Here is a 25,963-nt window from a genome sequence, read left to right on the forward strand (position 1 = left end):
GAGGGTCGGGGTGAGGGTTCGGCAAATATCTGCTATTCTGCCCCCCGCAATTAAGGGGGCAGTATGCTGAACATCGTGTTATTCGAACCAGAAATCCCGCCGAACACCGGCAATATCATCCGCCTGTGCGCCAACACCGGCTTCAATTTACATATCATTGAGCCAATGGGCTTTACCTGGGACGATAAACGCCTGAGACGCGCCGGGTTGGATTATCACGAGTTCACCGCCGTACAGCGCCACGCGGATTATGCGGCGTTTATCGCCAGCGCGAAGCCGCAGCGCCTGTTCGCCCTCACCACCAAAGGCACGCCCGCCCACAGCGCGGTAAGCTATCAGGATGGTGATTTCTTGATGTTTGGTCCGGAAACGCGCGGCCTGCCGGCCAGCATCCTCGATGCCCTACCGGCGGAGCAAAAAATCCGTATTCCGATGATGCCGGACAGCCGCAGCATGAACCTGTCAAACGCGGTGTCGGTGGTGGTGTATGAAGCCTGGCGCCAGTTGGGATACCCGGGCGCCGTGTTACGCAGCTAACCTGAGCGGTTCCCGGATTGCGGCGCGTTGCGCCTTATCCGGGCTACATCTTTATCAATGGCTGCTGAAACTGCCGGTATTGGTGGCCTCAAAATCGCTGAGACGTTCCCGGAAGGCCGGGGCAGCCCGCATGGATGCGGGCTGAGGGCCGTGTTTTGCACGGACGCTGCCTCGGCCCGACCCGAAGCCTGCCGGGATAAGTCGAAGGCACCACGAAGTGGCGATTTTGGCGGCCAGAGCCCGGGAGTACAGAGGGCGGCGGCGATTGGCCGCCCTCTGTGCGCTCCCTGCGCCATGAAAGGCATAACGCAGAAGAAATATTAGGAGCGCAATGTGCTCTAAATTAACACAAAGCACATGTTTTTTCCGGACCAGAACAGTTGCAAACTGATAACAGATATCTACATTTTTGAGCTTCGCGGCGGCAAATGGCAATAAATCAAATCCCGTCGCCGTACTCGAAGGTATGGTGGATGCCATTAAAATGCTGATCCATATCCATCGCCGGTTTGTCGCTCTCCGGCTTACCGACGATACGCGCCGGTACGCCTGCGGCGGTGGTATGCGGCGGCACAGGTTGCAGCACCACGGAACCGGCGCCAATCTTCGCCCCGCGCCCGACTTCGATATTGCCGAGGATCTTCGCCCCGGCGCCAATCATCACGCCTTCGCGAATTTTCGGGTGACGGTCGCCGCTGGTTTTGCCGGTACCGCCGAGGGTCACGGACTGCAGAATGGATACGTCGTCTTCAATCACCGCCGTTTCACCGACCACGATACCGGTGGCGTGGTCGAGCATGATCCCACGGCCAATCTTCGCCGCCGGATGGATATCGACCTGGAACGAGACGGAGACCTGGTTCTGCAGGAAAATAGCCAGCGCGCGGCGCCCCTGATTCCACAGCCAGTGGCCGATGCGGTAGGCCTGCAGCGCATGGAAGCCTTTCAGGTACAACAGCGGCGTTGAGTATTTATCGACTGCAGGGTCGCGGGTACGTACCGCCTGGATATCACAGGCGGCGGAAGCGATCATCTCAGGGTCAGCGGCATAAGCCTCTTCCACTACTTCGCGAATGGCGATAGCGGGCATAATCGGCGAGGCCAGCTTATTCGCCAGCATATAGCTCAGGGCGCTGCCCAGATTTTCGTGCTTGAGTAGCGTTGCGTGGTAAAAACTGGCGAGCATCGGCTCACAGTCGGCCAAAGCCCGGGCTTCGGCTTTAATATTGTTCCAGACGATATCCAGTTCTTCACACGGCATTGCATACTCCAGACGGTAAGAATTATGACCGGTCAGTTCTTCGCTGACCGGGTCATACAGGTAACAGACTTTCCCTGCGGCTAGTTGGCGCTGCGTTCGTCCTTGCGTGCGCGACCCAATAAGGTCAATGCTGCCTCGCGCGCAATTTTTCCGCAATACAATACCTGATAAATTTCCTCGGTTATTGGCATTTCGACGCCTAAACGCTGCGCCAGAACGCGAACCTCTTTGGTATTGCGATAGCCTTCAACCACCTGGCCAATCTTGTCCTGCGCGCTTTGCACGTCCATGCCCTGTCCGAGCATCATGCCAAAACGGCGGTTTCGCGATTGGTTATCGGTACAAGTCAGTACCAGGTCGCCCAGCCCGGCCATGCCCATGAAGGTTTCCGGATCGGCGCCCAGCGCCGCCCCGAGACGGGACATTTCCACCAGACCACGGGTGATCAACGCCGTACGGGCATTCGCGCCAAAGCCGATACCGTCAGACATCCCGGCGCCGATGGCGATAACGTTTTTCACCGCGCCGCCCAGCTGCACGCCGATAAAGTCCGGGTTAATGTAGACGCGGAAGCTTTTACCGCAGTGCAGCAGGCGCTGAAGGTCTTCCGCAAACTGCGGATCCGTCGCCGCCAGAGAAATCGCCGTCGGCAGGCCGGCGGCCAGCTCTTTGGCGAAAGTCGGACCGGAGATGACCGCTAATGGGATGTCATCGCCCAGCGCTTCACGCGCCACGTCCTGCAGCAGACGGCCAGTTTCGGCCTCCAGGCCTTTCGTCGCCCACACCAGACGCGCATCTGAACGCATCAGCGGTTTAATCTGGCGCAAAACCTGACCGAAGACGTGGCTCGGCACCACCACGAGGATATCGCGGCTGGCGGCCAGCGCCGTCGCTAAATCGCTCTCAAGGCGCAGCGTGTCCGGGAAGGGCACATCGGGAAGGAACGCGGCGTTGCAGCGATCGTGTTGCAGCGTCGCGATATGTTTCGGGTCATGGCCCCAGAGGACAACCTCGTGGCCATTTCTTGCCAGGGTGATGGCAAGAGCGGTGCCGTAAGAGCCGGCACCGATCACAGTCATTGCAGCATTAAGCGCGTTCATCAGGCATCCTGATGTTGTTCAGCACCTTCGCCAGCCTGCTGTTGCAGATAGTTCATAAACAGCGCGTCAAAGTTCACCGGCGCAAGGTTGAGTTGCGGGAAGGTGCCGCGGGAAACCAGGCTGGTAACAGTCTCGCGAGCGTACGGGAACAGAATGTTCGGGCAGTACGCGCCGAGGCAGTGCGCCATCTGGTTGCCATCGATGCCGTCGATGGAGAAGATGCCGCCCTGCTGTACTTCGCACAGGAATGCGGTTTCTTCGCCCAGCGATGCCGTTACGGTGACACGCAGCACCACTTCATAAACGCCTTCAGCCAGCTGGCTGGAAGCGGTATCCAGATCAAGTTTAACTTCCGGCTGCCAATCTTTCTGGAAAACTTGCGGCGCATTTGGCGCTTCGAAGGAAACGTCTTTGGTGTAGATGCGCTGAATCTGGAAAGTCATTTCGGTGCTGTTTTGTTCTGACATAGTAAAACCCTTTCGTGTTGTCCTTAAATACGCGGCCCCTGAATGGGGAAAGCGTAAAAATTAGCGCAAGAGGGGATCAAGTCCACCACGTGAATCAAGCGCATACAAGTCGTCACAGCCGCCAATGTGCTGCGCATCAATAAAAATCTGCGGAACCGTCGTCCGGCCGCTGCGCTGGATCATCTCTTCACGCTTTGCGGCATCGCCATCGATAGGCAGTTCGTTGAACGTCACGCCCTTGCTGTTCAGCAGCGCTTTGGCGCGGATGCAGAACGGGCAGGTCGCTTTGGTATAGATCTCAATATTGGCCATGACTCACTCCTGTTTTTACCCCGAGGGATTTTACGCCGCAGAGGCTCCCCGCCGCCTGAGAGGTTATCGGGGGAACCGCTGCGCCATAACGACGCGGGGGTAAATTATTTGCCGCGTACCAGCGGAAGGTTCTCGCCGCTCCAGCCTGCGATGCCTTCTTTCAGTACAAAGACTTTTTCGAATCCGGCTTTATTCAGCAGGCTGGCAGGTTCTTGCGCCTGCATGCCGGACCCATCCACAACAATAATGGGTTGTGCTTTGTGTTTTTCCAACTCGCCGACGTTATTTGCTTTGATATCGGCAGGCAGCAGGTTGATAGCGCCGGCGATATGGCCTTTACGGAAGTCGTCACGCTGACGCAGGTCGACAACAACGGCTTCTTCTTTGTTGATAAGACGCGTCGCTTCACCACGGGTGATGACTTTAACTTTCGACATCAAGCCCTTAAAGGTGGTGAACAGTACCGCACCCAGCAGCGCGATCCACGCGATGCTCAGGACCGGGTGACGGCCGATGAATTGCATAATTTCTTGCATGGGGGGTTACAACTCCCAACTAAGTGATAAAAAAACCAGGGAAGGAGTATACCTGTGCATTGCGGCAAATACAGCCAGTGAGCGCGATGTAATGTATTTTCTGCGGCCCGTCACGAAAAAAAAGCCGACTTCGCCATCGGCTCTGGCGTCGTCCCTTCCCTTTCTTTGATCTTTTACGGTGATTTGATCGATTCAGCTGTAGTAAAATTACGCAAATTTTCTGTCTTTGAGCATGAGGTTGTCGCAATGTCGGTTACTAAAAAACCTATGGTACTGGTGATTCTGGATGGCTACGGCTACCGTGAAGACCAGCAGGATAACGCCATTTATAGCGCGAAAACGCCGGTAATGGACGCACTGTGGGCAAAACGTCCGCACACCCTGATTGACGCATCCGGTCTGGAAGTCGGGCTGCCTGACCGCCAGATGGGTAACTCCGAAGTGGGTCACGTAAACCTCGGCGCGGGTCGTATCGTGTATCAGGATCTGACCCGTCTGGACGTTGAAATCAAAGAACGCACCTTCTTCGCCAATCCGGTGCTGACCGGCGCGGTCGACAAAGCCGTCGCCGCAGGTAAAGCGGTACATATCATGGGCCTGATGTCGCCTGGCGGCGTTCACAGCCACGAAGACCATATCATGGCGATGGTAGAACTGGCCGCCGAGCGCGGCGCAGAGAAAATCTATCTGCACGCTTTCCTCGATGGCCGCGACACGCCGCCGCGCAGCGCTGAAGCGACGCTGGCTAAATTCGAAGCTAAATTCACCGCGCTGGGCAAAGGCCGTATCGCCTCTATCATTGGTCGCTACTACGCCATGGACCGCGACAACCGCTGGGATCGCGTTGAACAAGCCTATGACCTGATGACGTTGGCCAAAGGCGAATTCCAGGCCGATACCGCCGTGGCGGGCCTGCAGGCAGCCTATGCCCGTGACGAAAACGACGAGTTCGTCAAAGCGACCGTTATCCGCGCCGCCGGCCAGGCCGATGCCGCGATGGAAGACGGCGACGCGCTGATCTTCATGAACTTCCGCGCTGACCGCGCGCGCGAAATCACCCGCGCCTTCGTTAACGCCGACTTCGACGGCTTCGCGCGTAAGAAAGTCGTTAACCTCGACTTCGTGATGCTGACCGAATACGCCGCCGACATCAAAGTCGCTTGCGCCTATCCGCCAGCTTCACTGGTTAACACTTTCGGCGAGTGGATGGCGAAGCACGACAAAACCCAGCTGCGCATCTCCGAAACCGAGAAATATGCGCACGTGACCTTCTTCTTTAACGGCGGCGTAGAAGAGCCGTTCAAAGGCGAAGACCGTATTCTGATTAACTCGCCGAAGGTCGCCACTTACGACCTGCAGCCGGAAATGAGTTCCGCCGAGCTGACCGAGAAACTGGTTGCGGCCATCAAAGGCGGCCAGTATGACACCATTATCTGTAACTACCCGAACGGCGATATGGTAGGCCATACCGGGGTGATGGAAGCGGCGGTAAAAGCGGTTGAAGCGCTGGATCACTGCATCGAACAAGTGGCTGCGGCCGTTGAATCCGTAGGCGGTCAGCTGCTGATCACCGCCGACCACGGCAACGCCGAGCAAATGCGCGATCCAGCGACCGGACAGGCGCACACCGCGCATACTAACCTGCCGGTTCCGCTGATCTACGTTGGCGACAAAACCGTGAAAGTGGCCGAAGGCGGCAAGCTTTCCGACATCGCGCCAACCATGCTGTCGCTAATGGGAATGGAAATCCCGCAAGAGATGACTGGCAAGCCGCTGTTCATCGTGGAATAATCCTTCCCCATGAGGGGAAAGGCGACTTATTCAAATACATGGATCGCAACGGCTGTTCGATCCGTTCTTTACGCCAGCGCGCTTAGCGCTGGCGTATTGCTGTGCGCCGCATCCGCTCACGCCGATGACCGCGACCAGCTGAAATCCATTCAGGCCGATATCGCCGCCAAACAGCGCGCGATTCAGCAACAGCAGCAGCAACGCTCCTCTCTGCTGGCCCAGCTAAAAGCGCAGGAAGAAGCGATCTCCGCCGCCGCGCGTAAGCTGCGTGAAACTCAGGATACCCTCAACCAGCTCAATAAGCAGATCGACGAGATGAACACGTCTATCGCTAAGCTGGAGCGCCAGCGCGCCTCCCAGGAACGTAACCTCGCCGCGCAGCTTGATGCCGCCTTCCGCCAGGGGCCGCATACCGGCATGCAGATGATCCTCAGCGGCGAAGAGGGGCAGCGCAACCAGCGCCTGCAGGCCTATTTTGGTTACTTTAACCAGGCCCGTCAGGAGACTATCGCCCAGCTCAAGCAGACGCACGAAGAAGTCGCGGTGCAGAAATCGATGCTGGAAGAAAAACAAAGCCAGCAGCAAACGCTGGTTTACGAGCAAAAAGCGCAGCAGGCCAAGCTTGAGCAGGCGCGCAACGAGCGTAAAAAGACGCTCTCCAGCCTCGAATCCTCCATTCAGAAAGGCCAACAGCAGCTCAGCGAACTGCGCGCTAACGAATCGCGCCTGCGCGGTCGCATCGCCCAGGCGGAAGCGGCAGCCAAAGCCCGCGCCGACCGCGAGGCTCGCGATGCCCAGGCGGTACGCGACCGTCAGCAGGAAGCCTCGCGCAAAGGCACCACCTATAAACCAACCGAAAGCGAACGTTCGCTGATGTCGCGAACCGGCGGCCTCGGCGCGCCGCGCGGGCAGGCCTTCTGGCCGGTTCGCGGAACAATTCTTCATCGTTATGGCGAACAGCTGCAAGGTGAACTACGTTGGAAAGGGATGGTTATCGCTGCGTCTGAAGGCACCGAAGTCAAAGCCATTGCCGATGGTCGGGTGATCCTCGCCGACTGGCTGCAGGGCTACGGGCTGGTGGTCGTCGTTGAACACGGCAAAGGCGACATGAGTCTTTACGGCTATAACCAAAGCGCGCTGGTCAGCGTCGGTACCCAGGTCCGCGCGGGCCAGGCTATCGCGCTGGTAGGCAGTAGCGGTGGTCAGGGTCGTCCGTCGCTCTATTTCGAAATTCGCCGCCAGGGTCAGGCGGTCAATCCACAGCCGTGGTTGGGAAGATAAGTTTTGCTCCAATTTCGCATGATTGCACTTGCTGTAGCCGGTTCACTGGCTATAGCTGCGCCGGTTTTCGCCGGTAAACTCTCTATCGTTATCGATGATTTCGGCTATCGTCCACAGACGGAAAATAAGGTGCTGGCGCTGCCGCCCACCATCTCCGTTGCCGTGCTGCCGAACGCCCCCCACGCCCGGGAAATGGCCACTAAAGCGCATAATCTGGGCCACGAAGTGCTGATCCACCTGCCGATGGCGCCGCTCAGCAAGCAACCGCTGGAAAAAGACACCCTGCGCCCGGATATGAGCAGCGATGAGATCGAACGTATTATTCGTGAGGCTTACGGGAAAGTGCCTTACGCCGTCGGGCTGAACAACCACATGGGTAGCGCCATGACCTCTAACCTGTTCGGCATGCAGAAGGTGATGCAGGCGCTGGAACGCTACAATCTCTATTTTCTCGATAGTGTGACCATCGGCAACACCCAGGCCATGCGCGCCGCCCAGGGGACCGGCGTGAAGGTGATTAAACGCAAAGTGTTTCTCGACGATACCCAGAACGAGGCGGACATCCGCACCCAGTTCAATCGCGCCATCGCGCTGGCGCGGCGTAACGGTTCGGCGATCGCCATTGGTCATCCACACCCTTCAACGGTGCGGGTACTACAGCAAATGGTTTATAACCTGCCGCCGGATATCACGCTGGTGCGCCCGAGCAGCCTGCTGAACGAACCGCAGGTCGATAACTCGACACCGAACACGCCTGCGCAACCAAACGTGCCGCAGCAGCAGAAGCCGCGTAACCCGTTCCACGGCGTGAAATACTGCAAACCGAAGCGTCCGCTGGAGCCGGTGAACGCCAGCCGCTTCTTTAGCATTCTCAGCGAAAGCATCAGCCAGAGCGCGCTGGTCCAGTATTACCAGCTTAAATGGCAGGGCTGGGATAGCCCCACCAACTAATCTTCATCAGGGATCCGTGCGCTTCTCCGTCACGGTTCCCTGCCGCTTCCCGTCGTGAGCATACCAGGCTTTAAAATACTTCATGAAGCTGTACAAGGTGGCATACAGTCCGGTGACAGCCCCCACCTTACCGCTACGCCACGCGCCGCTGAACAGATACCACTTAAAAAACGCGCCGATGGCGCTGATAATCCCGCGACTGAGCGACGGCCTGACCTTTTGCGCCTTCACCAGCCGGGTGGTATAGCTATTGAGCTTGTTAAACACCTCATGCAGTGAATAGAAGGTATCGTGGCGGACAAAGCCCGGCAGCCTTATCGAGGTCAGATGGCCGACCACCTGATCGTCCACCGGCCGCTGGTTAAAGCTGGCACGCTGACGGTTGAACAGGCGTACCGGGTAATCCGGCGATGAGATGGGATAAATGGTCCGCACCTGCTCGCCAAGCACGAACCAGTAGCGCGGCAGACGCCACGCGCAGCTCGGATCCGGTTCCTCTCCCGCCTTAAGCGCCAGAATCGCCGCAACCACTTCTTCATCCAGAATTTCATCGCTATCCATACATAGCACCCAGTCATGGGTCGCCAGCGAGGTCGCATAGTTCATCTGCATGCCATGGGCGGCATAGGGGTGATGGTGAACCGTTATGCCAAACTGCTGACATATCTGCAGCGTTTCATCCGTACTGCCTGAATCCACGACAATAAACTCATCCGCCACCCGCAACAGCGGCGGCAAGACTTCCCGTAATAAGCGGGCCGAATTACAGGTAAGCAAACATACTGAGAGCTTAAACATAGGGTTTATGCGATTAAACGAAGAGTAAACCAACTGTATAAACGAATAGGCAAAAGATCGATGCGGAAATAGTGCGGTAGATGCGTATTATTTTAGAAATGTTATCCAAATCTAAATAAATCTACCATGAGATAAATTTCATCCCCTTGCCCGATACCATCGGGTATCAGTTATCGGGTTTGAGATGCCCTCTCCTTATGTACCCCCGTTTGTCACTCATACGGTCCGCTTTGCTGTCATCGTAAAGAGCGGCATAGATCCAGTATTTGTTAATAGTGCGTATTTTAACCACCACGTCATCAGCCATAACGGAATATGTATTATTCGCATTATCATCTGGCCATTCTTTGAATGAAAGCTGATTCCATTCACGCTGTAAATGATATGTCGTTAACCAGGGATAGCGCCCGTCGCCGCCGCAGGGGACCTGAGCATGCATATCGTCTATCCAGGATGCAGGTTTATTTCGCGCAGGAACAAAAGAAAGCAATACGGCGCTATAATTCTCACTGTTGCATTCGGTATACTGCGCGATATTATTAACCAGCAGACTGCCCTGCTGGTTAACGTACCACTCGCGAAATCTGATAAAATTTTCCGGGATATCACTAAAGTTCTGCCTAATAAACAGCAACTGTTCTTTCAGCGTTCCCTTAACATATATATTGATGACTTTTTTAAATTTCCCCTGGTCATCCAGCCAATAATAGCGAAATCCGAGGGCCGGAACATTAATGGTAGCATTATCGCTCCATTGCGCCTTCCAGTAGGCTTGCAGCACGCCATGTTCAAGCCTTTGCTCAGCCAGAATGCTAAAACTCATTAAAAGCAGCAACGCCGGTAAGATGATATTCTTCAATTGCCAAACACGATTGATGAAAATAGGGTATGCCATATATATCATCCTTGTTATATGAAGATATAGCAGAATATAAATAAAACCGGAGCCTGTTCAATAGCGATCGTAGTAATAACAAAAACTTTATTATTAATATATATGTTGGGAATATGCTGCCCATAATCCATGGGCAGCAAGAATGGTTATTATCGTCATCCTGACGATAATTCGCTTAATCCCAGCTCAGTACCACTTTACCAGACTGACCGGAACGCATCGCGTCAAAGCCTTTCTGGAAGTCATCAATACCGAAACGATGGGTGATAATCGGCGAAAGATCGAGGCCCGACTGGATCAGCGCCGCCATCTTATACCAGGTTTCAAACATTTCGCGGCCGTAAATCCCTTTGATAAACAGCCCCTTGAAAATGACCTTGGTCCAGTCGATAGACATATCCGACGGAGGAATACCCAGCATCGCAATACGTCCGCCGTGGTTCATGGTATCAAGCATGGTGCGGAACGCAGGCGGCGCGCCGGACATCTCCAGGCCCACGTCGAAGCCTTCGGTCATCCCCAGCTCCGCCATCACATCGTTAATATTCTCTTTCGCCACGTTGACCGCGCGGGTGACGCCCATTTTACGCGCCAGTTCCAGGCGATATTCGTTAACATCGGTAATCACCACGTTACGCGCACCAACATGTTTCGCCACCGCCGCGGCCATCACGCCAATCGGGCCGGCGCCGGAAACCAGCACGTCTTCACCGACCAGGTCGAAGGAGAGCGCGGTATGCACCGCATTACCGAACGGGTCGAAGATGGATGCCAGGTCGTCAGAGATATTGTCCGGGATTTTGAAAGCGTTGAAGGCCGGGATCACCAGATATTCAGCGAAACAGCCCGGGCGGTTTACCCCCACGCCGATGGTATTGCGGCACAGATGCGTGCGGCCGCCGCGACAGTTACGGCAGTGTCCGCAGGTGATGTGCCCTTCGCCGGAAACGCGATCGCCGAGCTTAAAGCCGCGCACTTCCTGACCGATACCCACGACTTCACCGACATACTCGTGACCCACCACCATCGGTACCGGGATGGTTTTTTGCGACCATTCATCCCAGTTATAGATGTGCACATCGGTACCGCAAATCGCGGTCTTACGGATTTTAATCAGCAGATCGTTATGGCCGACTTCCGGTTCCGGTACGTCGGTCATCCAGATGCCTTCTTCCGCTTTCAGTTTGGATAACGCTTTCATCTCACACCCTTATTAGGCGATGACGCCCAGTTGTTTGCCGATGCGGGTAAAGGCTTCTACCGCACGTTCAATTTGTTCAGGGGTATGCGCCGCCGACATCTGGGTGCGAATACGCGCCTGGCCTTTTGGAACCACCGGATAGAAGAATCCGGTGACGTAAATACCTTCTTTTTGCAATTCGCGCGCGAACTCCTGGGCGATGGTGGCTTCACCGAGCATCACCGGGATAATCGCGTGGTCGGCGCCTGCCAGGGTAAAGCCTGCGGCGGTCATTTTTTCGCGGAACAGGCGCGCGTTAGCCCACAGGCGATCGCGCAGTTCGCTGCCCGCTTCCACCATCTCCAGCACCTTGATGGAGGCGGCGACAATGGCCGGCGCCAGGGAGTTGGAGAACAGATACGGACGAGAACGCTGGCGCAGCCACTCAACGACTTCTTTGCGTGCGGCGGTGTAACCGCCTGACGCGCCGCCCAGCGCTTTACCCAACGTACCGGTGATGATGTCGACGCGGCCCATCACGTCGCAATATTCATGGGAACCGCGGCCGTTTTCGCCGACAAAGCCCACCGCGTGAGAATCATCGACCATCACCAGCGCATCATATTTATCCGCCAGGTCGCAGACGCCTTTCAGGTTGGCGATCACGCCGTCCATCGAGAAAACGCCATCGGTGGCGATCAGCACGTGGCGAGCGCCGGCTTCGCGCGCTTCTTTCAGACGCGCTTCCAGCTCCTGCATGTCGTTGTTGGCATAGCGGAAACGCTTAGCTTTGCACAGGCGCACGCCGTCGATGATCGACGCGTGATTCAGGGCATCAGAGATAATGGCATCTTCCGGTCCCAGCAGCGTTTCAAACAGGCCGCCGTTGGCATCAAAGCAGGAGGAGTAGAGAATCGCGTCTTCCATACCGAGGAAATCCGCCAGCTTCTTCTCGAGCTGCTTATGCGTGTCCTGGGTACCGCAGATGAAGCGCACCGAGGCCATCCCGAAGCCGTGGCTGTCCATGCCGGATTTCGCCGCGGCAATCAGTTCCGGGTGGTTCGCCAGACCCAGATAGTTATTGGCGCAGAAGTTAATCACGTGGCTGTCGCCGACGGTGATGTCCGCCTGCTGAGCCGAAGTAATGATACGCTCTTCTTTAAACAACCCTTCCGCGCGCGCGGTATCCAGGTCATTGGTTAACTGTTTGTAGAAATCACCACGCATTGCAACTCTCCAGATTCGGCAAAATTTGGCACATATTACCCAAAGCTATACGTTGATACGAGATGATGCATGCCTGAATGAATAATTTGCAGCATAAATCACGCACGGCCAGCACCTTTTCGGCGAATGGCTGAAGCCTTTCGGATGTAGTGATATGATATGAGTATTCATGTCCGGATTGTTTCCGGGCTTTCTACTTCAAAGGTACAGTTATGATCATCGTAACCGGCGGCGCAGGCTTTATCGGCAGCAACATCGTTAAAGCCCTGAATGACAAAGGCATCACCGATATTCTGGTTGTAGACAATCTGAAAGACGGCACCAAATTCGTAAACCTGGTGGATCTGGACATCGCTGACTACATGGATAAAGAAGATTTTCTGATCCAGATTATGGCCGGCGAAGAGTTCGGCGAGATCGAAGCGGTATTCCATGAAGGCGCCTGCTCTTCCACGACCGAGTGGGACGGCAAGTATGTGATGGATAACAACTATCAGTACTCCAAAGAGGTGCTGCACTACTGTCTGGAGCGCGAAATCCCGTTCCTGTACGCCTCTTCTGCCGCCACCTACGGCGGGCGCACCAGCGACTTTATCGAATCACGCGAATTTGAAAAACCGCTGAACGTCTACGGCTACTCTAAATTCCTGTTCGACGAATACGTCCGTCAGATCCTGCCGGAAGCGGATTCGCAGATCGTTGGGTTCCGTTATTTCAACGTCTACGGACCGCGCGAAGGGCACAAAGGCAGCATGGCGAGCGTGGCCTTCCACCTCAATACCCAACTGAATAATGGCGAAAGTCCGAAACTGTTCGAAGGCAGCGACGGCTTTAAACGCGACTTCGTCTATGTCGGCGATGTCGCCGCGGTAAACCTGTGGTTCTGGGAAAATGGCGTTTCCGGTATCTTCAACCTCGGTACCGGCCGCGCGGAATCCTTCCAGGCCGTCGCCGATGCGACCCTGGCGTACCATAAGAAAGGCAGCATTGAATACATCCCGTTCCCGGACAAACTGAAAGGCCGCTATCAGGCATTCACGCAGGCCGATCTGACTAACCTGCGTAAAGCGGGCTATGACAAACCGTTCAAAACCGTTGCCGAAGGCGTAACGGAATATATGGCCTGGCTAAACCGCGACGCGTAAGAAACAAGCATGAAAATATTGGTGATAGGCCCGTCTTGGGTGGGCGACATGATGATGTCGCAAAGTCTTTATCGTACGCTCAGGGCGCGCTATCCCCAGGCGATTATCGACGTGATGGCGCCGGCATGGTGCCGTCCGTTGTTATCGCGCATGCCGGAAGTCAACGAAGCGATCGCCATGCCGCTCGGCCACGGCGCGCTGGCTATCGGCGAGCGTCGTAAACTCGGCCACAGCCTGCGCGATCGTCGCTACGATCGCGCTTACGTGCTGCCGAACTCGTTTAAATCGGCATTAGTGCCTTTCTTCGCCAACATTCCGCTGCGCACCGGCTGGCGCGGCGAGATGCGCTACGGCCTGCTTAACGACGCCCGCGTGCTGGACAAAGACGCCTGGCCGCTGATGGTGGAGCGCTACGTGGCGCTGGCCTACGACAATGGCGTGATGCGCTGCGCTAAAGACCTTCCACAACCGCTGCTGTGGCCGCAGCTGCAGGTCAACGATGGCGAAAAATCACAGGCCTGCAACGCTTTTAATCTTTCGAACGATCGGCCGATTATCGGCTTCTGCCCCGGCGCGGAATTCGGCCCGGCCAAACGCTGGCCGCATTATCACTATGCCGCGCTGGCGAAAAAGCTCATTGACGATGGTTATCAGATAGCGCTCTTCGGCTCGGCGAAAGATAACGATGCCGGCAAAGAGATCATCGCCGCGCTCAGCAGCGAGCAGCAGGCCTGGTGCCGTAACCTGGCCGGCGAAACCCAGCTGGAACAGGCCGTGATTCTGATTGCCGCCTGTCAGGCTGTGGTCAGCAACGATTCGGGGCTGATGCACGTCGCCGCCGCGCTGGATCGCCCGTTGGTGGCGCTGTACGGCCCGAGCAGCCCGGACTTTACCCCGCCGCTGTCGCATAAAGCGCGGGTTATTCGCCTGATTAGCGGCTACCACAAGGTGCGCAAAGGCGATGCCGCTGAGGGCTATCATCAAAGCCTGATCGACATCACTCCAGAACGCGTCCTGCAAGAGCTGAACGAACTGTTAGCGGAAAAAACCGAGCACGAGGAAGCGTAACGGATGCGGGTATTGATCGTAAAAACCTCGTCCATGGGCGACGTGCTACACACGCTGCCCGCGCTAACCGACGCCGCGCAGGCCATCCCCGGTATCCGCTTTGACTGGGTGGTTGAAGAAGGCTTCGCGCAGATCCCTTCATGGCATGCCGCCGTCGAGCGGGTGATTCCGGTGGCGATTCGCCGCTGGCGCAAAGCCTGGTTTTCCGCGCCTATCAAAGCGGAAAGAAAGGCCTTTCGCGATGCCGTAAAGGCCGTCAACTACGATGCCATTATTGATGCGCAGGGGCTGGTGAAAAGCGCCGCGCTGGTAACGCGTCTGGCGCACGGCGTCAAACATGGCATGGACTGGCAGTCCGCCCGCGAGCCGCTGGCAAGCCTGTTTTATAACCGTCGCCACCATATTGCTGTCGAGCAGCACGCAGTAGAGCGCACGCGCGAACTGTTCGCCAAAAGCCTGGGCTATGCCAGGCCGCAAACGCAGGGTGATTACGCCATCGCAAGCCACTTTATTCGCCCTGACGCGCCTGTAGCAGAGCCGTATCTGGTCTTCCTGCACGCCACCACCCGCGATGATAAACACTGGCCGGAAGCGCGCTGGCAAGAGCTTCTGGATCTGCTGGCGGCTAGCGCCGTGCGTATTAAGCTGCCGTGGGGCGCACCGCACGAAGAGGCGCGGGCAAAACGGCTAGCGGAAGGGCGCGATAACGTCGATGTACTACCGCGCATGAGCCTTGAGCAGGTTGCGCAGATTCTGGCTGGCGCACGCGGCGTAGTTTCCGTCGACACCGGGCTGAGCCATCTGACCGCGGCGCTCGATAAACCCAATTTCACGCTCTACGGCCCAACCGATCCGGGACTGATTGGCGGATATGGCAAAAACCAGCATATCGTCCGCCCGCCGTACGGTAGCAGCACCGGCGATATTACCGCTGAGCATGTTCAGCAACTGTTGCAAGCACAGGGATTGGTTTAATGGGATCGCTATTCAAGCAAATTTATCGCTATACCCGCCCGCGCGCCTACCGCCACAATGAAAACCTGTGGCCGTGGGTAAAGATCCGCCGGGCGGAAAGCGGTGAAATTTGTGCCTTACAATACAAGGGCGAATCGGTACCGCTGTGTAGCCTAAGTGAATTAAAAGACGCTTTCTCCGGGCCAATGCTGCTCACCGCGACCGGTCCATCAATCAACGATGTCGATTTTTCTATTATCCCGTCATCGTTGCCGGTAATGGGCGTCAACGGCGCTTACTTTCTCGAAGGAAAGGTAGGATTTTCTCTGTATCTGATCGTTGATATGGAGTTTTTTGACCGTAAACCCGAGGTTATCGCCGGTATTGTCAGCAATCCACGGATCCTCTTTTTTACCACTACCCACGGTATTGCCAAAATCATTGAGCGCATCGGACTCAACAATATTCAGTGTCGACTCGCCCTGATTGAAGATGCCTGTTATATGATTTACCAGCCAAAGATCCCCGGTAACGATATCGCGACGGTCTTTAGCCGCTCCCCAAGTGCGCTCCTGCACCAGCACTTAAGCCATATTGGTTTCTCAACCGATATTCGCAAAGGGATATTTGATGCGGGAACGGTGGCTTACTGGGCGCTGCAGATTATCGCCTGGCTGGGATTCAACAGAATTATTATTGCCGGTCTGGATATGAATAATTTTGAGCAACCGCGATTTTATGAAAACGGTGAGAATAAGCTTCCCTCATATCTCGCCGATAAAGTAGATGGTATGGTTTTCCCCGCCTTTGAACTCGCCAGCCGTCATTTACAGGCAAAGGGTATTACGGTAATTAATCTTTCCCTTAATAGCGCAATTCCTGAACAGGTATTTCCTAAAATGCCGTTATCTCAAGCGCTACATGAAGTGGCCTGAACGGCCACTTCATCACTCCATCACGATTCTTCCGCAGATTTTTCCGGCGATAACGCCGTGAAAACGGCTAACGCCACAATAAACATAATGATAAATCTGTCGTGGATAAACAGAGTATCGACGCAGCCAAAAAGAATCACCGGCGCGCCAATAAATGCCAATGCACATTTCAGCGTCGCCTTTCTGTAAACATAGAGCAGCATCGCGCCATACAATGCCAGCAGGAAGAGGCCGCCAATAACGCCCTGTAGCGACATGGTTTCGATCAAATCATTATGAAGATGATAAACAATGTTGCGCAACCCCTCTGGATTCCCCTGCTCTTTCTCATACATCAATTGCGAGAGGATCTGGAAACGCTGCTGCGAGCTTACGCCACCGGGATGAGCAATAATTTCATAGATCCCGGTATGCCACATACTGAGCCGGGAACCCATCGAGGTATTGTTATCGCTTTGATAGTCCGAGATCTCAGTGACCGCTTCAATCGCCCGATCTTTCAGCGAGGGAAACGCCAACTCAATCACTGCCAGGCCAGCAACCAACAGCATCAGGCACGCCAGCGCTGATTTTTTCTTCGACATCACGTTACCGGTCAGTAGGGCATAGAGCAGTACCGCCGGATAAATAAGCAGCGCCGAGCGAGTTTCGGTCAGAAAAATAATCCACAGCGAGAAAAATATCACACCGCTGGCAATATAGTTGCGATAGCGGATATTGACGCAAGCTAAAGCATATAGCGTCAATAACGAGTATATCGTATAAAGATAGGCGCTTAAGGTTGCGGAGTTATCGATTCTCAGGCGATCGCCGGAAACAAAAAAATGATAATGTAAAGCGTATAGCGTCAATACTGAAAAGCCCGCGACTAATGCGTAACTCAAGCTTTTGCCATATTGTATTGCTGTTGTCCTTAATACCGCAGGCAAGAGTAACATCATCACAGCGCCGATCATCAAATAAGCGCCTGAGCGAGGATAGCTAACATCAGCCATATAAATTTCAGCCGGATTACCCGGAAAGCGATATGACCAAATAAGCTGTGAGGCTCCTAACATCAATAGCATCAGAGACAGAAACATCTCCTCTTTTTTAAAGGTAAGACGTTTTCTGTTAATTACCGCATAAATTAAGGTAATAACCGAAGACAGGTAAAAGAGATTTCTACCCATAATTTTCTCCGGCATCACAAAAACACATGACAATATTGCCAGAAGCAATATTGTCACTGGCGACATCACTTTACTCATAAATAATTAAGCTTTCTCAAATGGTGGCACCCAAGCTTCACCGCAGTCCCAAGGGCGTGGTTTTCCATGGAAACAGACAATTCGCGTCCCCGCAGGCACGGTGCCATCACCGGTAGCATGTTCATTCTTCTTCTTATGAATGACATGCTTTTTATAGCTAACGATCTGTCCGGGTAAAATGTCCTGCCAGATAGCGGCGTGTGGATAGATTTTGCTGATAAACTCCTGGTCACCACCGCTCTGATAGCGCGTCATGAATAGTTCCGGATAGCGCTTAAAAGCTTCCCAGACCTTGTACTTTTCCTCATGCGGAACGCGCATGATAGCGGAGTTTTTGGTTTTCTGCGGAAAGAAAAAATCACTCAGCATGGTCAGCTGTTTATTTGCCAGAATATCACTAATATCACCGACAACGACGACATCTAAATCGAGATAAAAAATATCTTCGGCAACCGAATCCGGATTAAACATCTCGATTTTTGACCACCAGCCAGGCAAATCTTCAGTTAGTTTAATGGTGTTAACGCCAGGAATAGTTAAATCGGTAAAGCACACTTTCTCGATGTCTGCTGGCAATTGTTTGTATAACCACTGCACATGGCTTTGGTTATAATCACCGCCAGAGCGTAGTACGGTTGCTATCTTCATAAAACCTCAGTATATTAATAATTCAGGCGTTAATTATTCATTCGACTGATGATATTACACCAGATTAACGCCGCACCTCTATCAGTAATGATTGTTTTATGTAAGATTTCTCTTGAAATTATAATATTCTGCTAAAGACATTCCGCGGACCTGCGGCGCAAGCCAGCTAAAGAACGCTTCCAGATCGGCATATAAACGTTCAATATCTTGTTCATTCTTAAAGGTCGGGCTACCGCCTGGCATATACTCCGATGAATGCAGCATATACTCAACATAATCATTACCCTGCGCCAGCGTCTGCTGAACTACTTTTTTCATGGTCTCGACGTTACCGCCCATCGGACGCAGCCAGTGTACGGACGGCGAACGGACTTTGCCGCGTAGCCTATCGTAGCCTTGCTTAACGCTATTCATCCATGCTGAGTGTTTGTATTGAATGCTCATAGGCACTTCCAGCAGCGGGGAATGACCTTCGCGACTGATATCATTTTCATCAAGAAAATAAGCATGTTGCGGGAAGCGACGATAATCCGTACCGCCATCGCCCTGCGGCGCGCCTTTAGCGGTTTTCCAGTTCACCCGCGGCGTCACCGAGCAATCCACCTGATAACCGTACTCCACCAGCAGGCGCGCGTAGCGCTCGTCAAACGCCCAGCGCCCGGCGCGATGGCTCACCATTTTGGTCTGGAAGGTATCTTCCAGTAGATGGGTCATATAGTCGACCTTCTCACGCATGGCGGCATCGCTGTACTCGATGAGATAAGGCTTATGACGCCAGTCATCCGCGGTCAGCGGCTCGGTCGGCGGACTGTTCCAGGCATGCAGATGCATACCGATTTCCGCCGTGCCGCGCGCGATGACATCTTTAGCAAACTCGATATAAAAAGGGTCGATGGCCATTTCATAATTGGTCAAATAGACCGGTTTGAAGCCATACTTTTCGCAAAGCTGCTGAAAACGCGGAAGATAGCGCGCATTCTCCGTGGTGATGCTGTCATGTTTTTGCCAGAGGTTGTCACCCTCTGTATCAATCGTGATGAGAAATGCGGGATTATGCACGAAAACGTCCTCAGGCCATACGTATCGGTCCATGGTAGAGCAATACAACGCTTCTCTCAATCTGCACGATCCCCTAGAATCGGAACCCTTATCCTGGATGAAGAACAGAGTATGACGCCTGAAACCCTCTCCCCCGGCCAGCAGAACCCGGCGCGGATCCTGGTCATTAAGCTGCGCCATCATGGCGACATGTTGCTGATCACCCCGCTGATAAACGCGCTCAAACAGCAATATCCCGCCGCTCGCGTCGATGTACTGCTGTATGCTGAAACCCGCGACATGTTGGCGGCGAATCCGGAGATTAACCAGATTTACGCGATCGATCGCAGCTGGAAAAAGCAGGGCAAGCGGCATCAGCTTAAGATGGAATGGCAGCTCATCCGCAATCTGCGCCAGCAGCGCTACGACATGGTGCTCAACCTTGCCGATCAATGGCCCAGCGCGATCATCAGCAAATTAACCGGCGCGCCGACGCGCATCGGTTTCGATTTCCCTAAGCGCCGTCATCCGTTCTGGCGCTACTGCCACACCGCGCTTGCTTCTACCCAGCAGCACAATCAGCTGCATACGGTGCAGCAAAACCTCTCTATTCTGGCGCCGCTGGGGCTTGAGATAAACGATGCGCCGGCGCGAATGGGCTACAGCGAATCTGACTGGACGACCAGCCGTTCGCTGCTGCCGGACGGCTTCCAGGAGAACTACATCGTTATTCAACCGACTTCGCGCTGGTTCTTTAAATGCTGGCGCGAAGAGCGCATGAGCGCGCTGATTAATGCGCTGTCAGCAGAAGGCTACGCGGTGGTGCTTACCTCTGGCCCTGACGCCAAAGAAAAGCAGATGGTAGAGAACATCATCAGCGGCTGCCCGCAGGCGCGACTGCACTCATTAGCCGGCCAGTTGACGCTCCGCCAACTGGCGGCGGTTATCGATCACGCCCGCCTGTTTATCGGCGTAGATTCGGTGCCGATGCATATGGCGGCAGCGCTGGGTACGCCGCTCGTCGCGCTATTTGGCCCGTCGAAACTGACCTTCTGGCGGCCGTGGCAGGCGAAAGGCGAGGTTATCTGGGCCGGCGACTTCGGCCCGCTGCCCGACCCCGACGACATCAATACCAACACCGAAGAACGCTATCTTGATTTAATCCCTACCGACGCGGTTATCGCGGCGGCGAAAAAGGTACTGGCATGAGTAAATTCCGGCTGGCTCTGGTACGGCAAAAGTATCGCCCCGACGGCGGCGCGGAGCGCTTTGTCTCCCGCGCGCTGGAAGCCCTCGACAGCAGTAATCTGGAACTGAACGTCATCACCCGCGAGTGGCAAGGGCCTGTCAAACCGGACTGGCATATTCACATCTGCAACCCGCGCAAATGGGGGCGCATCAGCCGTGAACGCGGTTTCGCCAACGCCGCGCGCGCGCTCTGGCAGAGTGAATCATTCGACCTGGTGCAAAGCCATGAGCGTATTCCGGGTTGCGATCTGTACCGCGCAGGCGACGGCGTTCATCGCCGCTGGCTGCAACAGCGCTCGCGCATTTTACCGGCCTGGAAAAGCCGCCTGCTGTTCGCCGACCGCTATCACCGTTATGTGATGCAGGCGGAACGCGAGATGTATCAGGACGCGCACCTGCGTGGGGTGATTTGCAACGCGGAGATGATCAAGCAGGAAATTATCGAAGACTTCGGCCTGCCGGCGGATAAAATCCACGTCATCTATAACGCTATTGATAACCAACGTTTTCTGCCGCCAGGCGAAGAGACCTTTGCCGCATTACGCGCTAAATGGCAGTTGCCGCTACAGGCAAGCTGCCTGATTTATGTTGGTTCCGGCTTTGAACGAAAAGGGCTGGATGCGGCAATCCGCGCCATCGCCCCCACCGACCGTTATCTGTTGGTGGTCGGCAAAGACAAAGAACAGAACCGCTATCAACAGCTGGCAAAATCGCTGAACTGCGAAGATCGCGTGCGTTTCTTCGGCATGCAGTCCGAAACGCTGCCGTTCTATCAGATGGCTGACGGACTGCTGCTGCCGACGCTGTATGATCCATTCCCGAATGTAATTCTGGAAGCGATGGCCTGCGGCCTGCCGGTTATCACCACCACCGGCTGCGGCGGCGCGGAGTTCATCGTCGAAGGCAGCAATGGCTACGTCTGCGACGCGCTGGATATCGCCGCGTTACAGCAGGCGGTCATGGCGCTGCCCGCGCGCGCGCTGGGTTCGGCTGAAAGCGCACGCGCCCGCGAACGAATTATGGACTGCACCAGCGAGCGACTGTCGACGCAGCTGCTTTCTCTCTATCAGGATCTGGTGAAATAACGATGCGCATATTGTTTGTTATCGATGGCCTGCCGGGCGGCGGCGCGGAGAAAGTCGTGCTCACGCTGGCGGAACATTTTCTCAGCCAGGGCGAACAGGTATCGCTGTTTTCGCTGCGCGACGTCTGCGATTATCCGCTGCCGGAAGGGCTCAATTATCAGGTGATTGCCGACCGCTGCCGCAAACCGTGGCGCAAGCTAACGGAACTCTCCCGCCGCGCGCGCCAGCTTGATCGCGCGATTGAACAAGCAGAACAGCATGGTCGCTTCGATCTGGTACTGTCGAATCTGCACAAAACCGATCGCATCGTCGCCCGCAGCCGGGCATTGCAGGATCGCAACGTCTGGTTCTGTCTGCACGGCGTTTTCTCTACCTCTTATCTTGGCCATCGCAGCGGTTTTGACCGCTGGATGAAGCAGCAAAAAATCAAGCGCGTATACCAGGGGCGCAACGTGGTGACCGTTTCCGATGCGGTTGGAAAGGATTTGGTCGAGCAGTTCGCACTGCGCCCGGCACAGCTTAAAACCATCTATAACCCGTTCGATATCGCCGCCATTCACGCGGCGGCAGACGCGCCGGCCGATATTCCCCAAGGGGACTATATTATCCACGTCGGCCGCTTCCATCCGGGTAAGCGCCATGACCGGCTGATTGAAGCCTACGCGCAAAGCGGTATCGAGGCGCCGCTGGTGCTGCTCGGGCAGGGCAAACCGGAGCAGGAACAGCGGCTTCGTCAACTGGCGCAGCAGCTGCAGGTCGGCGATCGGGTGCTGTTTAAAGGCTTTCAGCCCAACCCGCTGCCGTGGATTAAACATGCGCGAATGCTAACGCTCAGCTCCGACAGCGAAGGGTTTGGCAACGTCATTGTTGAAGCGCTACTGCTGAATACGCCGGTTGCCAGCACCCGCTGTCCTGGCGGGGTCAGCGAGATCCTCAGCGGCGAACTGTCCCGCGGTCTGGCCGATCTCAACAGTTCTGCGCTAGCCCAGACGATGCAAAGCATTTACCATAGCCCGCCGGCCATTGATTCCGCCGCGCTGGAAAAATTCAGCGTAGAGTCGATTTGCCAACAGTACCGTCAGCTGCGCAGCGCCTGACGTCGTTTTTTAACCAGGATCGAATGAGTTATGAGTCAAACGCCTTTATTGAGCATCGTGGCCGCCGTGTATAACGGTGAAAAATTCCTTGCGCAATTCTTTGAATGCCTCGAACAACAGCAGTTGGCAAGCTATGAGCTGATCCTGGTGAACGACGGTTCTACCGACGGTAGCCTGGCGGTTATCGACCAATGGAAAGACAGGCTGCAGAACGTCACCGTGCTGGAGCAGGAGAATCAGGGCGTCTCGGTAGCGCGTAATACCGGTATGGCGGCGGCAAGCGGTAAATACCTCGCCTTCCCGGACATTGACGATAAGTTCTATCCCGGCATGTACCGCACGCTGTTGGAAATGGCCGAGAAGGGCAATCTCGATGTCGCGACCTGTAATGGCCGCTATGTGTACGAAAGCCGCGACGATATTCACCCGATTTTCCCGCCGGAGCGCCTGCAGTCTACTGGCGTCCTGCCGGGTTACGTCTGGCTAAAGCAGGCGCTCGACTCGCGTAAGTTTCTGCACGTCACCTGGCTGAACATCTATCGCCGCGATTTTATCAACCAGCACCATTTCCACTTTGAGCCGGGCCTGCGCCATCAGGATATTCCCTGGACGACGGAAGCGTTGCTGGCCGCCGAACGCGTGCAGTACACCAGCGAGCAATTTTACGACTATTACATTCACTCGGAATCGGTCTCGCATAAGCCGGACAACGACGATACGCTGATGCGCTCAGCGCGCCATTATATGAAGATCCTCGAGATGCTCAGCGCCATCAACCAACGCTATCCGGACAAGGTACGGCACATTTCCGCCTGCCGCTGGCAGATAGCCAAAGAGGGGTTGGGGATTATTCATACCTTCGACTGCATGAAAGATGAGTCGAAAAAGCATATTATCATCAAAGAATTCTTCGAACGCGGCATCTGGCGCCTGATCTGGACTAACGCCTGCACGTTCCGTTTACGCTGGCGTCTGGGACGCCGCTATTTGCGCATCAAGCGCTATCTCAACGCCGCATAGGTCGAAATCCCTCGGTTTCCGCCAAAGAGATAGCTTTACGCGGGTTAAATGCTTAGAATTTGCCCGCAAAAAACCTAAAACGGATAAATAGTTTGGAATTGCTTTATACCACCCTACTCTACCTCATTCAGCCGCTGGTGTGGCTGCGACTGCTGCTGCGCAGCCGTAAGGCCCCGGCATACCGTAAACGCTGGGCTGAACGTTATGGCTTCTGTCAAAACAAGGTAGTGCCGGATGGCATTCTGCTGCACTCCGTCTCCGTCGGTGAAACGCTGGCGGCAATCCCGCTGGTGCGCGCGCTACGCCATCGTTATCCGTCACTGCCGATCACCGTCACGACCATGACGCCGACCGGTTCTGAACGCGCCATGTCCGCTTTCGGCAAAGATGTTCACCACGTCTATCTGCCGTATGACCTCCCCTGCGCCATGAACCGTTTCCTCAACAGCGTGCAGCCGAAACTGGTCATCGTGATGGAAACCGAGCTGTGGCCGAACATGGTCGCCGCGCTGCACAAACGTAAAATTCCGCTGGTAATTGCTAACGCACGACTGTCAGAACGTTCCGCGAAAGGCTATGCCAAACTCGGCGGTTTTATGCGCCGCCTGCTCAGCCGTATCACGCTTATCGCCGCGCAAAATGAAGAAGACGGCAACCGCTTCCTCGCGCTCGGTCTCAAACGTAACCAACTGGCGGTCACCGGCAGCCTGAAATTCGATATCTCCGTCACCCCGGAACTGGCGGCGCGGGCCGTTACCCTGCGTCGCCAGTGGGCGCCGCACCGTAAAGTGTGGATAGCCACCAGTACTCACGACGGCGAAGAACAGATCATCCTGCAGGCGCATAAAAAACTGCTGGAAACCTTCCCCGACCTGCTGCTGATCCTCGTACCGCGCCATCCGGAACGCTTCGGCGACGCCCGCGATATGGTGCAAAAAGCCGGGATGAGCTTCACCATGCGCAGCACCGGTGAAATTCCGTCTAACAGCACCCAGGTGGTGATTGGCGATACTATGGGCGAACTGATGCTGCTCTACGGCATTGCCGACCTGGCGTTCGTCGGCGGCAGCCTGGTTGAACGCGGCGGACACAATCCGCTCGAACCCGCCGCCCATGCTATTCCGGTGCTAATGGGTCCGCACACCTTTAACTTTAAAGATATCTGCGCCAAGCTGCAGCAGGACGATGGTCTGATCACCGTCACGGACGCCGACTCGCTGGTCAGAGAAGTTTCTACCCTGCTGACCGACGAAGATTATCGCCTGTGGTACGGCCGCCACGCGGTGGAAGTGCTGCATCAAAACCAGGGCGCGCTGTCGCGTCTGCTACAGTTACTGCAACCCTACCTGCCGCAGCGGAGCCACTAATGTCGACCCGACTCTCCGTCGTGATGATCGCCAAAAACGCCGCCGACCTGCTCGCCGATTGCCTGGCGTCGGTAAGCTGGGCGGATGAAGTGGTGGTGCTGGACTCCGGCAGTACCGACAATACCGTCGAACTGGCCCGTAGCCTGGGCGCCCAGGTCTATAGCAACACCGACTGGCAAGGCTACGGCATTCAGCGCCAGCGCGCGCAAGATTACGCCACTCACGACTGGGTGCTGATGATTGATACCGACGAGCGCGTTACGCCTGAGTTGAAAGAGTCTATCCTCAAGGTACTGGATGCGCCGCAGCGCGGCGTTATCTACAGCATCGCCCGGCGTAACTACTTCCTCGGGCGCTTTATGCGCCACAGCGGCTGGTATCCCGATCGGGTGATGCGCCTGTACGAACGCGCGCGTTACCGCTATAACGATAATCTGGTGCATGAATCTCTGGATAGCCTTGGGGCCGAAGTGGTGCCGCTCAGCGGCGATCTGCTGCACCTGACCTGCCGCGACTTCTCCGGCTTCCAGCAAAAACAGCTGGCGTATGCCGCAGCCTGGGCGCTTGAGCGTCATCAGAAGGGCAAGAAGACCTCGATGGCGGGGATTTTCAGCCATACGCTGGGCGCCTTCGTCAAAACGCTGCTGCTGCGCGGCGGCGTACTGGATGGAAAACAGGGTTGGCTGCTGGCGGTAGTCAATGCGCAATACACGTTTAATAAATACACCGAGCTGTGGGCACTGAGCCGCGGCTACTCGGAGAAAGTGTAATT

The 25,963-nt window shown here is 55.4% G+C and carries 26 protein-coding genes; 14 read left to right on the forward strand and 12 right to left on the reverse strand.

The window, feature by feature from the left end:
• The first annotated feature begins 63 nt into the window (after positions 1 to 63).
• On the forward strand, positions 64 to 537 hold the full coding sequence (trmL, locus tag PGR09_RS15735) for a tRNA (uridine(34)/cytosine(34)/5-carboxymethylaminomethyluridine(34)-2'-O)-methyltransferase TrmL (protein WP_045359275.1): 474 nt from the start codon (positions 64 to 66) through the stop codon (positions 535 to 537).
• A gap of 439 nt (positions 538 to 976) precedes the next feature.
• On the opposite strand, the gene cysE is transcribed toward trmL, so the two are convergent.
• The 5 genes from cysE to PGR09_RS15760 form a co-directional block, all read right to left on the reverse strand.
• Positions 977 to 1,798 carry a serine O-acetyltransferase gene (cysE, locus tag PGR09_RS15740; protein WP_004106845.1) on the reverse strand — a complete coding sequence of 274 codons (822 nt, stop codon included), beginning with the start codon at positions 1,796 to 1,798 and terminating at the stop codon, positions 977 to 979.
• 80 nt (positions 1,799 to 1,878) lie between these two features.
• Positions 1,879 to 2,898 carry an NAD(P)H-dependent glycerol-3-phosphate dehydrogenase gene (gpsA, locus tag PGR09_RS15745; protein ID WP_015369181.1) on the reverse strand — a complete coding sequence of 340 codons (1,020 nt, stop codon included), beginning with the start codon at positions 2,896 to 2,898 and terminating at the stop codon, positions 1,879 to 1,881.
• Positions 2,898 to 3,365 carry a protein-export chaperone SecB gene (gene secB, locus PGR09_RS15750; protein ID WP_015369180.1) on the reverse strand — a complete coding sequence of 156 codons (468 nt, stop codon included), beginning with the start codon at positions 3,363 to 3,365 and terminating at the stop codon, positions 2,898 to 2,900. The genes gpsA and secB overlap by 1 nt, the downstream gene beginning before the upstream one ends.
• A gap of 60 nt (positions 3,366 to 3,425) precedes the next feature.
• The gene (gene grxC, locus PGR09_RS15755) at positions 3,426 to 3,677 is read right to left on the reverse strand and encodes a glutaredoxin 3 (RefSeq protein ID WP_015369179.1); all 252 of its coding nucleotides are present in this window, start codon (positions 3,675 to 3,677) and stop codon (positions 3,426 to 3,428) included.
• A 104-nt stretch (positions 3,678 to 3,781) separates the two neighbouring features.
• Positions 3,782 to 4,213, reverse strand: coding sequence for a rhodanese-like domain-containing protein (locus PGR09_RS15760; RefSeq protein WP_015369178.1), 432 nt, complete (start codon positions 4,211 to 4,213; stop codon positions 3,782 to 3,784).
• A gap of 246 nt (positions 4,214 to 4,459) precedes the next feature.
• Between PGR09_RS15760 and gpmM the strand changes: the two genes are divergently transcribed.
• The 3 genes from gpmM to PGR09_RS15775 are packed head-to-tail and all read left to right on the forward strand — an operon-like array spanning position 4,460 to position 8,236.
• Positions 4,460 to 6,004, forward strand: coding sequence for a 2,3-bisphosphoglycerate-independent phosphoglycerate mutase (gene gpmM, locus PGR09_RS15765; protein ID WP_045390640.1), 1,545 nt, complete (start codon positions 4,460 to 4,462; stop codon positions 6,002 to 6,004).
• A 9-nt stretch (positions 6,005 to 6,013) separates the two neighbouring features.
• The gene (gene envC, locus PGR09_RS15770) at positions 6,014 to 7,285 is read left to right on the forward strand and encodes a murein hydrolase activator EnvC (RefSeq protein ID WP_213797568.1); all 1,272 of its coding nucleotides are present in this window, start codon (positions 6,014 to 6,016) and stop codon (positions 7,283 to 7,285) included.
• Positions 7,286 to 7,288: 3 nt separating this feature from the next.
• The gene (locus PGR09_RS15775; RefSeq protein ID WP_045390634.1) at positions 7,289 to 8,236 is read left to right on the forward strand and encodes a divergent polysaccharide deacetylase family protein; all 948 of its coding nucleotides are present in this window, start codon (positions 7,289 to 7,291) and stop codon (positions 8,234 to 8,236) included.
• Between the two features lie 6 nt (positions 8,237 to 8,242).
• Here the strand turns inward: PGR09_RS15775 and PGR09_RS15780 are convergent, their stop codons facing one another.
• The 4 genes from PGR09_RS15780 to kbl all read right to left on the reverse strand — a co-directional run bounded on the left by PGR09_RS15780 (position 8,243) and on the right by kbl (position 12,336).
• Positions 8,243 to 9,034, reverse strand: a complete 792-nt coding sequence (locus PGR09_RS15780) for a glycosyltransferase family 2 protein (protein WP_045390630.1) — start codon at positions 9,032 to 9,034, stop codon at positions 8,243 to 8,245.
• A gap of 166 nt (positions 9,035 to 9,200) precedes the next feature.
• On the reverse strand, positions 9,201 to 9,929 hold the full coding sequence (locus tag PGR09_RS15785) for a hypothetical protein (protein ID WP_045390627.1): 729 nt from the start codon (positions 9,927 to 9,929) through the stop codon (positions 9,201 to 9,203).
• Between the two features lie 175 nt (positions 9,930 to 10,104).
• Positions 10,105 to 11,130, reverse strand: coding sequence for an L-threonine 3-dehydrogenase (gene tdh, locus PGR09_RS15790; RefSeq protein WP_430916287.1), 1,026 nt, complete (start codon positions 11,128 to 11,130; stop codon positions 10,105 to 10,107).
• Between the two features lie 12 nt (positions 11,131 to 11,142).
• Positions 11,143 to 12,336, reverse strand: coding sequence for a glycine C-acetyltransferase (gene kbl / locus PGR09_RS15795; RefSeq protein WP_015703795.1), 1,194 nt, complete (start codon positions 12,334 to 12,336; stop codon positions 11,143 to 11,145).
• 212 nt (positions 12,337 to 12,548) lie between these two features.
• Here kbl and rfaD point away from each other — a divergent pair, with 212 nt between their 5' ends.
• The 4 genes from rfaD to PGR09_RS15815 are packed head-to-tail and all read left to right on the forward strand — an operon-like array spanning position 12,549 to position 16,438.
• Positions 12,549 to 13,481, forward strand: coding sequence for an ADP-glyceromanno-heptose 6-epimerase (gene rfaD, locus PGR09_RS15800; protein WP_045390625.1), 933 nt, complete (start codon positions 12,549 to 12,551; stop codon positions 13,479 to 13,481).
• Positions 13,482 to 13,490: 9 nt separating this feature from the next.
• Complete coding sequence (gene rfaF / locus PGR09_RS15805; protein ID WP_015703797.1) at positions 13,491 to 14,549, forward strand: ADP-heptose--LPS heptosyltransferase RfaF; 1,059 nt, start codon at positions 13,491 to 13,493, stop codon at positions 14,547 to 14,549.
• 3 nt (positions 14,550 to 14,552) lie between these two features.
• Entirely contained in the window at positions 14,553 to 15,524 is a 972-nt protein-coding gene (gene rfaC, locus PGR09_RS15810) for a lipopolysaccharide heptosyltransferase RfaC (RefSeq protein WP_289577787.1), read from the forward strand.
• Positions 15,524 to 16,438, forward strand: a complete 915-nt coding sequence (locus PGR09_RS15815; RefSeq protein WP_289577788.1) for a sugar glycosyltransferase — start codon at positions 15,524 to 15,526, stop codon at positions 16,436 to 16,438. Before rfaC ends, PGR09_RS15815 begins: the two co-directional genes overlap by 1 nt.
• Positions 16,439 to 16,458: 20 nt before the next feature.
• Here PGR09_RS15815 and PGR09_RS15820 read toward each other — a convergent pair whose 3' ends face one another.
• The 3 genes from PGR09_RS15820 to PGR09_RS15830 all read right to left on the reverse strand — a co-directional run bounded on the left by PGR09_RS15820 (position 16,459) and on the right by PGR09_RS15830 (position 19,395).
• Complete coding sequence (locus PGR09_RS15820; protein ID WP_430916289.1) at positions 16,459 to 17,688, reverse strand: O-antigen ligase family protein; 1,230 nt, start codon at positions 17,686 to 17,688, stop codon at positions 16,459 to 16,461.
• Positions 17,689 to 17,694: 6 nt separating this feature from the next.
• A complete protein-coding gene (locus PGR09_RS15825; protein WP_045386549.1) occupies positions 17,695 to 18,336 on the reverse strand; it encodes a hypothetical protein in 642 nt (213 codons plus the stop codon).
• A gap of 96 nt (positions 18,337 to 18,432) precedes the next feature.
• Positions 18,433 to 19,395: a polysaccharide deacetylase family protein gene (locus tag PGR09_RS15830; RefSeq protein WP_045390617.1), complete on the reverse strand. Its 963-nt coding sequence runs from the start codon at positions 19,393 to 19,395 to the stop codon at positions 18,433 to 18,435.
• Between the two features lie 111 nt (positions 19,396 to 19,506).
• Here PGR09_RS15830 and rfaQ point away from each other — a divergent pair, with 111 nt between their 5' ends.
• From rfaQ to PGR09_RS15860, 6 genes are all read left to right on the forward strand, one after another.
• Positions 19,507 to 20,583: a putative lipopolysaccharide heptosyltransferase III gene (rfaQ, locus tag PGR09_RS15835; protein WP_045390611.1), complete on the forward strand. Its 1,077-nt coding sequence runs from the start codon at positions 19,507 to 19,509 to the stop codon at positions 20,581 to 20,583.
• Complete coding sequence (locus tag PGR09_RS15840; RefSeq protein ID WP_047066654.1) at positions 20,580 to 21,707, forward strand: glycosyltransferase family 4 protein; 1,128 nt, start codon at positions 20,580 to 20,582, stop codon at positions 21,705 to 21,707. The genes rfaQ and PGR09_RS15840 overlap by 4 nt, the downstream gene beginning before the upstream one ends.
• 2 nt (positions 21,708 to 21,709) lie before the next feature.
• A complete protein-coding gene (locus PGR09_RS15845) occupies positions 21,710 to 22,804 on the forward strand; it encodes a glycosyltransferase (protein ID WP_430916290.1) in 1,095 nt (364 codons plus the stop codon).
• 30 nt (positions 22,805 to 22,834) lie between these two features.
• Positions 22,835 to 23,824: a glycosyltransferase gene (locus tag PGR09_RS15850; RefSeq protein WP_047078192.1), complete on the forward strand. Its 990-nt coding sequence runs from the start codon at positions 22,835 to 22,837 to the stop codon at positions 23,822 to 23,824.
• Positions 23,825 to 23,916: 92 nt separating this feature from the next.
• Positions 23,917 to 25,191, forward strand: coding sequence for a lipid IV(A) 3-deoxy-D-manno-octulosonic acid transferase (gene waaA, locus PGR09_RS15855; protein WP_015369159.1), 1,275 nt, complete (start codon positions 23,917 to 23,919; stop codon positions 25,189 to 25,191).
• Positions 25,191 to 25,961, forward strand: a complete 771-nt coding sequence (locus tag PGR09_RS15860; protein WP_032713074.1) for a glycosyltransferase family 2 protein — start codon at positions 25,191 to 25,193, stop codon at positions 25,959 to 25,961. The genes waaA and PGR09_RS15860 overlap by 1 nt, the downstream gene beginning before the upstream one ends.
• Positions 25,962 to 25,963: the final 2 nt, after the last annotated feature.

This window comes from Klebsiella sp. 141251 (assembly GCF_050600725.1).
Lineage (GTDB): Bacteria > Pseudomonadota > Gammaproteobacteria > Enterobacterales > Enterobacteriaceae > Klebsiella > Klebsiella aerogenes.

Bases quoted from the DNA above. Each gene is read 5' to 3' on its own strand.
- trmL (WP_045359275.1), top strand. From the start codon at position 64: ATGCTGAACATCGTGTTATTCGAACCAGAAATCCCGCCGAACACCGGC.
- cysE (WP_004106845.1), bottom strand. From the start codon at position 1,798: ATGCCGTGTGAAGAACTGGATATCGTCTGGAACAATATTAAAGCCGAA.
- gpsA (WP_015369181.1), bottom strand. From the start codon at position 2,898: ATGAACGCGCTTAATGCTGCAATGACTGTGATCGGTGCCGGCTCTTAC.
- secB (WP_015369180.1), bottom strand. From the start codon at position 3,365: ATGTCAGAACAAAACAGCACCGAAATGACTTTCCAGATTCAGCGCATC.
- grxC (WP_015369179.1), bottom strand. From the start codon at position 3,677: ATGGCCAATATTGAGATCTATACCAAAGCGACCTGCCCGTTCTGCATC.
- PGR09_RS15760 (WP_015369178.1), bottom strand. From the start codon at position 4,213: ATGCAAGAAATTATGCAATTCATCGGCCGTCACCCGGTCCTGAGCATC.
- gpmM (WP_045390640.1), top strand. From the start codon at position 4,460: ATGTCGGTTACTAAAAAACCTATGGTACTGGTGATTCTGGATGGCTAC.
- envC (WP_213797568.1), top strand. From the start codon at position 6,014: ATGAGGGGAAAGGCGACTTATTCAAATACATGGATCGCAACGGCTGTT.
- PGR09_RS15780 (WP_045390630.1), bottom strand. From the start codon at position 9,034: ATGTTTAAGCTCTCAGTATGTTTGCTTACCTGTAATTCGGCCCGCTTA.
- PGR09_RS15785 (WP_045390627.1), bottom strand. From the start codon at position 9,929: ATGGCATACCCTATTTTCATCAATCGTGTTTGGCAATTGAAGAATATC.
- tdh (WP_430916287.1), bottom strand. From the start codon at position 11,130: ATGAAAGCGTTATCCAAACTGAAAGCGGAAGAAGGCATCTGGATGACC.
- kbl (WP_015703795.1), bottom strand. From the start codon at position 12,336: ATGCGTGGTGATTTCTACAAACAGTTAACCAATGACCTGGATACCGCG.
- rfaD (WP_045390625.1), top strand. From the start codon at position 12,549: ATGATCATCGTAACCGGCGGCGCAGGCTTTATCGGCAGCAACATCGTT.
- rfaF (WP_015703797.1), top strand. From the start codon at position 13,491: ATGAAAATATTGGTGATAGGCCCGTCTTGGGTGGGCGACATGATGATG.
- rfaC (WP_289577787.1), top strand. From the start codon at position 14,553: ATGCGGGTATTGATCGTAAAAACCTCGTCCATGGGCGACGTGCTACAC.
- PGR09_RS15815 (WP_289577788.1), top strand. From the start codon at position 15,524: ATGGGATCGCTATTCAAGCAAATTTATCGCTATACCCGCCCGCGCGCC.
- PGR09_RS15820 (WP_430916289.1), bottom strand. From the start codon at position 17,688: ATGAGTAAAGTGATGTCGCCAGTGACAATATTGCTTCTGGCAATATTG.
- PGR09_RS15825 (WP_045386549.1), bottom strand. From the start codon at position 18,336: ATGAAGATAGCAACCGTACTACGCTCTGGCGGTGATTATAACCAAAGC.
- rfaQ (WP_045390611.1), top strand. From the start codon at position 19,507: ATGACGCCTGAAACCCTCTCCCCCGGCCAGCAGAACCCGGCGCGGATC.
- PGR09_RS15840 (WP_047066654.1), top strand. From the start codon at position 20,580: ATGAGTAAATTCCGGCTGGCTCTGGTACGGCAAAAGTATCGCCCCGAC.
- PGR09_RS15845 (WP_430916290.1), top strand. From the start codon at position 21,710: ATGCGCATATTGTTTGTTATCGATGGCCTGCCGGGCGGCGGCGCGGAG.
- PGR09_RS15850 (WP_047078192.1), top strand. From the start codon at position 22,835: ATGAGTCAAACGCCTTTATTGAGCATCGTGGCCGCCGTGTATAACGGT.
- PGR09_RS15860 (WP_032713074.1), top strand. From the start codon at position 25,191: ATGTCGACCCGACTCTCCGTCGTGATGATCGCCAAAAACGCCGCCGAC.